This window comes from Thauera sp. (assembly GCF_034003485.1).
In the GTDB taxonomy this organism is placed as follows: Bacteria; Pseudomonadota; Gammaproteobacteria; order Burkholderiales; family Rhodocyclaceae; genus Thauera.
On record NZ_JAVEYL010000031.1, the window covers coordinates 37,453 to 46,972 of the forward strand.

Annotated in this window: 10 protein-coding genes and 1 pseudogene; 5 read left to right on the forward strand and 6 right to left on the reverse strand. The window is 68.2% G+C overall.

The window, feature by feature from the left end:
- Nucleotides 1-19: 19 nt before the first annotated feature.
- Together RBT54_RS15465 and RBT54_RS15470 are read left to right on the forward strand one after the other, a co-directional pair.
- Entirely contained in the window at nucleotides 20-553 is a 534-nt protein-coding gene (locus RBT54_RS15465) for a hypothetical protein (protein WP_320367955.1), read from the forward strand.
- A gap of 64 nt (nucleotides 554-617) precedes the next feature.
- The gene (locus RBT54_RS15470) at nucleotides 618-950 is read left to right on the forward strand and encodes a hypothetical protein (RefSeq protein ID WP_320367956.1); all 333 of its coding nucleotides are present in this window, start codon (nucleotides 618-620) and stop codon (nucleotides 948-950) included.
- Nucleotides 951-1,005: 55 nt separating this feature from the next.
- On the opposite strand, the gene RBT54_RS15475 is transcribed toward RBT54_RS15470, so the two are convergent.
- The 3 genes from RBT54_RS15475 to parA all read right to left on the reverse strand — a co-directional run bounded on the left by RBT54_RS15475 (nucleotide 1,006) and on the right by parA (nucleotide 3,042).
- A complete protein-coding gene (locus RBT54_RS15475; RefSeq protein ID WP_320367957.1) occupies nucleotides 1,006-1,611 on the reverse strand; it encodes a phasin family protein in 606 nt (201 codons plus the stop codon).
- A 190-nt stretch (nucleotides 1,612-1,801) separates the two neighbouring features.
- Nucleotides 1,802-2,380 carry a hypothetical protein gene (locus RBT54_RS15480; protein WP_320367958.1) on the reverse strand — a complete coding sequence of 193 codons (579 nt, stop codon included), beginning with the start codon at nucleotides 2,378-2,380 and terminating at the stop codon, nucleotides 1,802-1,804.
- 2 nt (nucleotides 2,381-2,382) lie between these two features.
- Nucleotides 2,383-3,042, reverse strand: coding sequence for a ParA family partition ATPase (gene parA / locus RBT54_RS15485; RefSeq protein WP_320367959.1), 660 nt, complete (start codon nucleotides 3,040-3,042; stop codon nucleotides 2,383-2,385).
- 160 nt (nucleotides 3,043-3,202) lie between these two features.
- On the opposite strand from parA, the pseudogene RBT54_RS15490 reads away from it, so the two are divergent.
- A pseudogene (locus RBT54_RS15490) lies at nucleotides 3,203-3,598 on the forward strand (CYTH domain-containing protein); the annotation flags it as partial.
- A gap of 26 nt (nucleotides 3,599-3,624) precedes the next feature.
- Here the strand turns inward: RBT54_RS15490 and RBT54_RS15495 are convergent.
- On the reverse strand, nucleotides 3,625-4,575 hold the full coding sequence (locus tag RBT54_RS15495; protein ID WP_320367960.1) for a bile acid:sodium symporter family protein: 951 nt from the start codon (nucleotides 4,573-4,575) through the stop codon (nucleotides 3,625-3,627).
- 9 nt (nucleotides 4,576-4,584) lie between these two features.
- Complete coding sequence (gene menA / locus RBT54_RS15500; protein WP_320367961.1) at nucleotides 4,585-5,499, reverse strand: 1,4-dihydroxy-2-naphthoate octaprenyltransferase; 915 nt, start codon at nucleotides 5,497-5,499, stop codon at nucleotides 4,585-4,587.
- A gap of 379 nt (nucleotides 5,500-5,878) precedes the next feature.
- Between menA and RBT54_RS15505 the strand changes: the two genes are divergently transcribed.
- Nucleotides 5,879-7,021: a poly(3-hydroxybutyrate) depolymerase gene (locus tag RBT54_RS15505; RefSeq protein WP_320367962.1), complete on the forward strand. Its 1,143-nt coding sequence runs from the start codon at nucleotides 5,879-5,881 to the stop codon at nucleotides 7,019-7,021.
- 67 nt (nucleotides 7,022-7,088) lie between these two features.
- On the forward strand, nucleotides 7,089-7,985 hold the full coding sequence (locus tag RBT54_RS15510; RefSeq protein ID WP_320367963.1) for a radical SAM protein: 897 nt from the start codon (nucleotides 7,089-7,091) through the stop codon (nucleotides 7,983-7,985).
- 131 nt (nucleotides 7,986-8,116) lie between these two features.
- On the opposite strand, the gene RBT54_RS15515 is transcribed toward RBT54_RS15510, so the two are convergent.
- Nucleotides 8,117-9,520: NADP-dependent isocitrate dehydrogenase (locus RBT54_RS15515; protein ID WP_320367964.1), on the reverse strand; the 1,404-nt coding region annotated here is incomplete at its 5' end.

Below are 9,520 nucleotides of genomic sequence, written 5' to 3' on the forward strand. Positions count from 1 at the left end.
TAAAACCGAGGAGAAAGCGGTGAGCACCAAGACCCGGAGCGCCCTGCGCGCGACACTCAAGCAGGAAGATGCCGCGCTCGAGGAACGCCTGCCCGAGGCTAGCCCGCCCCCCACGACACAGCCTGAAACGGCAGCGCCCGCCGCGACCGCGGACACCTCGGTGACGCCCGCAACCGCGGAGACAGGTACCCAGCCCCCGGTCGCGTCGGCGAGCGCCGCACCCGCTCCGGCAGTACCCACCGTGCCGGCCAAGACTGCCGCGCAAGCCAAGCCCGAAAAACGCAAGCACGAGCGCTTCAAGCTCGCCGCCAGCGACCGCCGCCGGCTCGGCACCCTCGGTGACGAGCTCAAGGCCGTGGGACGGCGTCCGAGCAAGTCCGAACTCGTACGCGCTGGCCTCGCTGCCCTCGCCGCACAGGGCGTTGCCGAGGTGAAGGAGCTGGTCGACACCCTCTCGCCCGCCGCCCGCGCAAAGGACAAGAAAGCGAGACGCAAGAAAGAAAAGAAGGCCGGCAGCAAGGGTAAGGGCAAATCCACCAGCAAGAAGCGCTGAACCGTTCGTGCCCCGTCAGGGCTGCCCCATGGCCGGCCCGCGCCGCGCGTTCGAGGAGACGACGATGACGCAGAAGAATCCAGTACAGATTTCGGCCCGCATGGACGAGATCGATGCCACGCTCGAGACTGAAGGCGTGCCGTCCTACAGTCAGATGTGGGCGACCAACGCCGAGCTGCGGGAAGAGCTCGAATGCCTGCGCGAGCGCCTGGCGATGGCGAACGCCGCGCTATCCACGCTCTACGGCGACCTGCTGCAGACCGAACTCATCGTCGCCACCGCCAGCAGCGTGGAGCAGATCCAGCGCCAGCTCGGGCGCCTCAAGGGCGATCGCAAGGCGCAGGCGGCACGCGCCCACGACCGCTTTGCACGGCGCTGGGGCACGAGCGAGGACTGACCCGGCCATAAAGGGGGACGACCGCCCACGGGGGTCAGGTCAGCCTCAAGCGAACTCAGTTTTCGCCGTCGGAGATCACCGCTTCGCCGGCTTCGCTCCCAGTCGCGGGCGTACGCGTGGCGCGTGCCGACCGGCGCGCAGCCTTCTGCACCGACTCGGCCTCAGCCTCCCCCTCTACAGGCGCGGCGAGCCCCTGCACGCGGGACTCGCTCACCTTGTCGTAGAGCTCGGACGCCACCCCGGATGCCGACTCGAGCGCGGCGAACAGGGCTTCCGAGCCGGCCGACGCCGAACTCGACACCTCGCTCACCGCGCTGTCCAGGCTCGTCTTGATGCGGCCGATCCAGGCCTGGGTGATCTCGATGAACTGCTGGTGCGCATCCGTCGCGATCTCACCGATGTCGCGGACGTAGGCAACCGCCAGCGCAATCTGCGGCTCGAGGCCGTCGGACTGCAGCTTCTGCAGCGCAGCTACGTCATCGGCGCCGAGCATGGCCTGCGCCTGGCGGGCACCGTCGGCGGTCGCGGCACGAGCCGTCGCGATGTTGAGCGCGGCGACGCGTCCCGCATGCTCGAGACCTTCGGCGGCGAGGGCGTGAATGGCATCCATGCTCGCCTCGTTGGCGGCAAGGAATTCGGCGGCAGGGGCTTTCGCTTTCATCTTGGCACTCCGGAAGTGACGGTTCGGGCGTCCCCGCCAAGCCTGGGGGCTCAGCGTTCGGACGCATACTGCTGCAACGCAATATGCACCCAAGTATAGAAAGCGAACTTCACCGCAAGATGAAGCTTCCATGTCAAAACGCGGACAAGACCGCCGACTCCTGCCCGCCGACAGCGCGGAGCCACCGCACTCAGTGCTTCCTGGCGCGCTTGCCCTTGGCCACCCTGGGCAGCGCGCCAACCAGGCGCGCAACCTCGGCGACGTCCTGCTCGGCGAGCAGCGCGAGCCCGGCGCGCAGCACCTCGGACTTGCTGGCGAGCACGCCGTCCTTGCCCAGGGCTTCGCGCAGCGCCTTGATGCGCTTGTGCTCGCTGGCCGGCATCGAGAAAGAGTCGCGCTCCACCTTCTCGTGCTTGTCCTTGCGTTCCGCCTCGGCAGCCTTGTCGGCGGGCTTCTCGGCAGGCTTTTCCGTCGCCTTCCCGGCTTCGGCAGGGGCAGGACCGGCCTTGACCTTCGGCACTGCGGGGCGGGCGGTCGTCCGTGCAGCGGCCGGCTTGGGCGGCGGCAGCACCGGCGCAATCACGTCCGCCGCCGCGGGCGCGCTGACGGACGCCTCGGCAGTCGTAGCGGCCGCAGCGCCCGCCGCTGGCTTCGCCGCGGTCACCGCCGTGCGCGCCGTGCGCGCCGTGCGGCTGCGTTGCGCCAGCGCAGCGTCTTCCTGCTTGAGGGTTTCGCGCAATTTCGATTTCGTCCCGCTGGCGGTGCTCATGGTCATTCCTCGATCAATTTGAGTACGGCCGAGACGAGTTGCCCGACCTCTTCCTGTGCCGCCGCAGCCGCCCGGCCGAGGCCGAAGACGGAGGTCCCGCGCACCGCGCTCAAGGCATAGGCGCTGCGCTGCGACAGCGCGGCATTCAGCACCGGCAGGCTGAAATCCTGCAGCACGTCGAGCACGTCGCCCGCCAGCGCCGTGCGCATCACACGATTGGGCAGCAGGGCGCCGCGCAGCTTCGGGCGCCGCTGCTGGCGGTCGAGGATCAGGCGCTCGATGCCGCGCGTCGCCCACAGGTCGGTCGGACTCGGCACCACCGGCACGAGCGCGAAATCGCACAGGTCCAGCGCGCTCATCGTGTGCGGATGCTCGATCGACGGCGGGCAGTCCATCACGACGATATCGACCTTGTTGGCCACCGGGCGCAGCGCCTTGGTCATCTCGGCGGCGCTGCCCTTGAGGCGCAGCACTTCGGCCGCAAAGGGTGCCTCGGGTGGTGCCGACGCTGCCCAGCGCGAGGCACTCTCCTGCGGATCGAGGTCGGCCAGCGCCACACGATAGCCCTCCAGCGCGAGGCCGGCGGCAAGCTGCATGGCCACCGTGGTCTTGCCCGATCCGCCTTTTTGCGAGATCAGCGCAATCAGGGTGGGTGCGGTCATGATGCGTCCCGTAAAGGTAATACTCGATAGTCTAGCCAATTGCCCGCACGGCGTGTCGGCGGCGGGCGCCCGACGCGCACGCATTCGCAACGCTGCACTGCAACAACGCAAACGAAATCCTTTGCTAGAATTCGATTTCTTCCAGGCCGAGCCCTCCATCATGGCGCGAGAGATCGAACGCAGATTCCTGGTCCGCGACATGCGGATCCTCGACGGCCGCAAGGGCGAGCGCATCGTCCAGGGCTACCTGGCCAAGGAATCGGGCTCGATGAGCACCCGCGTACGCATCCGCGGCGAGCACGCCTACCTCACCCTGAAGTCACCCAAGCAGGGCTACACGCGGGACGAGTTCGAATACGCGATCCCGGTTGCCGATGCGCGGACGATGATCACGCAGCACTGCGCCCGTCGCGTCGTGCGCAAGACCCGCTACCTGGTCGATCATGCGCATCACGTGTTCGAGGTCGACGTGTTCGAAGGCCATCACCTCGGGCTGGTGGTCGCCGAGGTCGAACTACCCCACGAATACACGCCGCTCAACCTGCCGGGCTGGGTCGGTGAGGAAATCACCCACGACGCGCGCTATGGCAACTTCACGCTCGCGGTCGAATCCGCCCGGCGCGACGGGCCCAGACCCGCAGTCCGGGCGACCTGCCAGCGCGCAATGAACACCAGTCCGAGCGCGCCAAAATTCATCGTCAGCGCATAGACGACCGCGGCCACCGCCAGTTCGGGCTGGCGCAGCAGCACGATCGCCACGAAGATGGCGAGGCCTGCGTTCTGCAGGCCGCACTCCATGGCGACGGCCACAGCATCCCTGCCGCCAGCGCCCGCCAGCATCACCAGCGCATACGCCGCCCCCATCACCGCGAAGTTCAGCGCCATCGTTGCCGGGCCGATCGACAGCAGGTTGGCGAGGATGGTGTGCTGGTGTGAGACGAAGGTGGCGACCACGATCGCGGCGAAGAACAGCGTGGCCAGGCGGCCAATCAGCGGCTCGGTGCGCGCCGTGAAACCCGGCGCCTTGTGGCGCATCGCCATGCCGGCGAGGATGGGCAGGGTTGTCACCACCAGCACGCTGCCGATCAAGCGGCCGACCGGCAGCTCGGTGAGGTGGATGACGTCCGCGCCGCCCTCCGCGGACACGCCCGACCCGAACGCGCCCTCGCCCAGCCAGCCGAGCACGAGCTTGACCAGCAGCGGGAAGGTCGCCAGCGCCGCCAGGCTGCTGATCACGGTCAGCGTCAGCGACAGCGCCGCATTGCCGCGCGCGACATGGGTCAGGAAGCCCGAGCTCGCCCCACCCGGGCAGGCGGCGAGGATCATCAGGCCCAAGCCGAGCACAGGCGGTAGCTCGAACACGAGCACGACGGCCAGTGCCGCCAGCGGCACCATCACCAGCTGGCCGCACAGGCCGACCAGCAGCGCCCGCGGCGTCCGGAAAACGCGGTGAAAATCCTCCGCCCGCAGCGCCAACCCCACGGAGAACATGATGAACGCGAGCGCGGCAGGCAACAGCAGGTCGATGCGCATGAAGCAGGACTAGAGCAACGAAACCAGCATGATGCCTGCGGCAGCCATCAGTGCGCCACGGGTGCCAGCGCGCGCGGTATCGACCAACACTGCGTTGAGCGCCACGCCGCCCTCGGCAGTGCGAAAACGCGTGACCAGGCCGATCATGACCGGCGCCCCGAGCAGGCCGAGCGCGGCGCCTGGCAGCCCCGCAGTGGCGATCGCAAGCCACGCCGCGGACGGCAGCAGCACCAGCACGGCGTAAGCGCACGACGCGCGCGACGCGCCCAGCCGCGCCACCAGCGTGCGCCGGCCGGCACGCAGGTCGCCGTCGAGGTCACGAAAATTGTTCACCAGCAGAACCGCCGCCGCCGGCGCGCCCACCGCCATGCCAGCGATCACATCCACCACCCCCACCGTTCGCGACTGCAGCCAGTGGCTGCCCACGACCGCCAGCACGCCGAAGAACAGCAGCACGAAAAACTCGCCGAAGGGCGAATGCGAGATGGGTCGTGGTCCGCCCGAATACGCCCAGCCCGCCACCAGCGACGCGACCCCGATCGCGAAAATCGGCAAGCCGCCCAGCACGCAAAGCCAGGCACCGAGCGCCAGCGCCAGCACCAGGCAGAGCAGCGCCGCGCGCTTGACCTCGGCTGCGGTCGCCCAGCCCGCGAGCGTCACGCGCAGGGGGCCGAGACGCTCGGGATGGTCGGTACCACGTTCGAAATCGACCGCATCGTTGTATAGGTTGGTGCCGATCTGGATCAGCAAGGCACAGGCGAGGGTGGCCAGCAGCACCGCGGCGTCGAGCTGGCCGGTGGCGGCAAACGCAAGCGCCACCCCCACCCCCACCGGCGCCACCGCCATCCCCAGGGTGCGCGGCCGGATCGCCGCCCCCCACACGCGCAGCGCGCCGGGCCGGGCAGGCAGGGGCGCGACGCTCACAATGCGCCTCGGCCGGTGCACGGGCGCTCAAGGGGCTTGCAAGCGGGAGTACGAGTCAAAACGAAAACATCCCCGGCAGGCGTACTCGGGGCAGGGCGGAACATCTCGGGCATGGGGTCTGACACTTTTTCGAGGCCGGATTATTGCACACGCCGCCAGTCCGGCCGGCGCCGCGCCGGATCGTGTGTGCGCCGCACAACGGAGACGGCACTGAAACCCGCGTGGACTATGCTGTCAGGGCCAGGAACGAGCGCATCACCCACCGGGCACCGCCCCTGACCCACCGGGTCTCGCCATGTCCCCACCGGGTCTCTCCATGTCCCCACCGGGTCTCTCCATGTCCCCACCGGGTCACGCCCCATTGCACCGGAGTCCGAACATGAAAGTCCTGCCGCCCCTACGTCCGCCGCACACACGCCTGCCAAGCGCGCCCCTGCTGCACGCCATCTTCCTGCTTGCCGTCGCCACGGCGAGCATTGCCGCGCCCCCGCCCCCGCTGCCTGCGCTCAACATCGCGATCGAGCACACCTCGGTGTCCGGCATCTCGTCGGGCGCCTTCATGTCGGTGCAGATGCAGGTCGCGCACTCGGCCATCATCCGTGGCGCCGGGATCGTCGCCGGGGGCCCGTACTACTGCGCCCAGGACAGCGTGATGAAGGCCACCACCGAATGCTCGTGCACCGGCGAGCCAAGGCTGTCGTGCAAGGTCGGCGACGCCAGCACTACCGTGCCCGAGCTGGTTGCGGCCACGCGCACCTTCCATGCCGAGGGCCGCATCGACGATCCGGCACAGATCGCCCGCCAGCGCGTGGTCACCGTGGTGGGCGGAAAGGATGCCCTGGTGCCGGCCTCGATCACCCGCCAGTTGCACGGCTACTACGACGCCTTCGGCCTGCCCGCGACGGCGCTCAGGTCGGTGACCCTGGACGCTGCCGGTCACACCATGCCCACCACCGCCTACGGCGCTCCCTGCGGCGTGACCGACGAGCCCTACATCGGCAAGTGCGGCTTCGAGGCCGCACACGCAATCCTCGACTGGATCTACAGCCCGGATGTTGCCCCCCCGCGCACGGCGCCCACGCCGGCCGGCCGCTTCATCGAGTTCGACCAGCGCGGCTACATTCCCGAAACCGGCTTCTTCAGCTACCTGTGGGGCACCGGCCTCGACAAGACCGGCTGGCTCTACGTCCCGTCCGCCTGCGAAGCCGGCGAGCCCTGTCGACTGCACGTGGTGTTCCACGGCTGCAAGCAGGGCCAGAGCTTCCTGCCCTTGCGCCCTCCGCCCGATGGCGGGCTCTACAACGGCACCACCTTCGTCAGAAACACCGGCTACGACCGCTGGGCCGACACCAACCGCCTCGTGGTGCTGTTTCCGCAGGCGGTGTCGATCCCGTGGAAGAACCCCAACGGCTGCTGGGACTGGTGGGGCTTCACCGACGACGGCTACGCCACCCGCGACGGCATCCAGATCCGCACCGTGCGCGCGATGATCGACCACCTGGCCTCCGGGCGCCGGGACTGAGACCGACACGCCGAGCCGACCGGCAGACGGTAGACTCGTGCTCTGTCCTTCACCGCCGAGTCCAGCCGTGTCCGTCCTGCCGATCCGCTACGTCGAACCCGTATTCCGTCCGCCGAGCGAGGCCGAATCGCTGATCCTGCCGGTCACCGACGGCTGTTCGTGGAACAAATGCACCTTCTGCGAGATGTACACCGCGCCGCAGAAGGCCTTTCGCGCGCGCGACGAAGCCGAGGTCGTCGACAGCATCGGGCGCACCGGTGAGCGCTACGGCACGCAGGTACGGCGCGTGTTCCTCGCCGATGGCGACGCGCTTGTGCTGCCGACGCGGCGCCTGCTCGTGTATCTGGAGGCGATCCGCACCCATCTGCCCGCGGTGCATCGGGTGTCGAGCTACTGCCTGGCGCGCAACCTTGCCAGGAAATCGGTCGCCGAATTGAAGACCCTTGCCGACGCCGGCCTCGGCCTCGTCTATCTGGGCGCCGAATCCGGCGACGACGAGGTACTCGCCCGCGTGAATAAGGGCGAGACCTGGGAATCCACCCGCGCAGCGCTCGACAAGCTGGGCGAAGCCGGCATCACGCGCTCGGTGATGATCCTCAACGGCCTCGGCGGCGTGGCACTGAGCGCGCAGCACGCAGACAACTCCGCGCGCCTGATCAACGCCACCCAGCCGGAGTACCTGTCGACGCTGGTGGTGACCCTGCACGACGCCGGACGGCGCTTCCTGCAGGCCTGGCCGGACTGGAAGGCGCTGTCGCAACAGGGGCTTTTTCGCGAGATGGCGCGTTTCCTGGCGGCACTCGAGTTGAAGCGCACGGTGTTCCGCTCCGACCACGCCTCCAACTGGCTGGTGCTCAAGGGCACCCTCGGCGCGGACAAGGCGAAGTTGCTGGCACAGGTGCAGGCGGCCATCGCACAACCGGACGCCGCGCCGCTGCGCCCGGCGTGGATGCGCGGACTGTAAGCGCCCCCTTCGGGCACGCAAACCGCAAACGCGGCCGCAGCGTAAACGGTAAGTGGGCGAATCGACCCTGCGGCCGATCCGCCCACTTTCAGCTTCTCCGGCCGCAAGCGGCCGGTGTCAGGTCATCCGCCTCAGGCCGCGCGTGCAGCCTTGAGAATGGCGTTGAGCGTGGCGCTCGGGCGCATGATGGCCTTGGTCTTCTCGGCATCGGCCTTGTAGTAGCCACCGATGTCGGCAGGCTTGCCCTGCACGGCCGCCAGTTCCTCGATGATCTTGGCCTCGTTCTCACGCAGCGCCTTGGCCAGGGGGGCGAACTTGCCCGCCAGCTCGGCGTCCTCGGCCTGCCCGGCCAGACGCTCGGCCCAAAACAGCGCCAGATAGAACTGGCTGCCGCGGTTGTCGAGCTGACCGGTCTTCGGCGAGGGCGACTTGTTCTCGTCGAGCAGCCGCCCGGTGGCCTCGTCCAGGGTCTTGGCGAGCAGCTTGGCGCGCGTGTTCCCGGTCTTGATGCCGAGGTCTTCGAGCGACACCGCCAGGGCGAGGAACTCGCCGAGCGAATCCCAGCGCAGGTGGTTTTCCTGCACCAGCTGCTGCACGTGCTTGGGTGCCGAACCGCCGGCACCGGTCTCGTACATGCCGCCGCCATTCATCAGCGGCACGATCGAGAGCATCTTGGCCGAGGTGCCCAGCTCCATGATCGGGAACAGGTCGGTCAGGTAGTCGCGCAGGATGTTGCCGGTCACCGAGATGGTATCCAGGCCGCGCACCACGCGCTCGAGCGTGAACCGCATCGCGCGCACCTGCGACATGATCTGAATGTCGAGGCCGGTGGTGTCGTGATCCTTGAGGTAGGTCTTCACCTTCTTGATCAGCTCGTTCTCGTGCGGACGATAGGGGTCGAGCCAGAAGATCGCCGGCATGCCCGAGTTGCGCGCGCGGGTGACCGCGAGCTTGACCCAGTCGCGGATCGGCGCGTCCTTGACCTGGCACATGCGCCAGATGTCGCCCGCTTCCACGTTCTGCGACAGCAGCACTTCGCCGGTGGCGAGGTCGGTGATGTTGGCGACGCCGTCCTCGGTGATCTCGAAGGTCTTGTCGTGCGAGCCGTATTCCTCGGCCTTCTGCGCCATCAGGCCGACGTTCGGCACCGTGCCCATCGTGCGCGGATCGAAATTGCCGTGCCATTTGCAGAAGTTGATCATCTCCTGGTAGATGCGGGCGAAGGTGGACTCCGGCATCACGCACTTGCTGTCGTACTGCTTGCCGTCCGAGCCCCACATCTTGCCGCCCTGGCGGATCATTGCCGGCATCGAGGCGTCGACGATGATGTCGTTGGGCGAGTGGAAGTTGGTGATGCCCTTGGCCGAGTCGACCATCGCCAGCTCGGGACGGTGCTCGTTGCAGGCGTGCAGGTCGCGGATGATCTCGTCGTGCTTGGACTCGGGCAGGGTCTTGATCTTCTCGTACAGATCGACCATGCCGTTGTTGACGTTGATGCCGAGCTCGTCGAACAGCTTGCCGTGCTTCTCGAAGGC

Coding starts and splice junctions, on each gene's coding strand:
- RBT54_RS15470 (WP_320367956.1), top strand. CDS start 618: ATGACGCAGAAGAATCCAGTACAGATTTCGGCCCGCATGGACGAGATC.
- RBT54_RS15475 (WP_320367957.1), bottom strand. CDS start 1,611: ATGAAAGCGAAAGCCCCTGCCGCCGAATTCCTTGCCGCCAACGAGGCG.
- RBT54_RS15480 (WP_320367958.1), bottom strand. CDS start 2,380: ATGAGCACCGCCAGCGGGACGAAATCGAAATTGCGCGAAACCCTCAAG.
- parA (WP_320367959.1), bottom strand. CDS start 3,042: ATGACCGCACCCACCCTGATTGCGCTGATCTCGCAAAAAGGCGGATCG.
- RBT54_RS15495 (WP_320367960.1), bottom strand. CDS start 4,575: ATGCGCATCGACCTGCTGTTGCCTGCCGCGCTCGCGTTCATCATGTTC.
- RBT54_RS15505 (WP_320367962.1), top strand. CDS start 5,879: ATGAAAGTCCTGCCGCCCCTACGTCCGCCGCACACACGCCTGCCAAGC.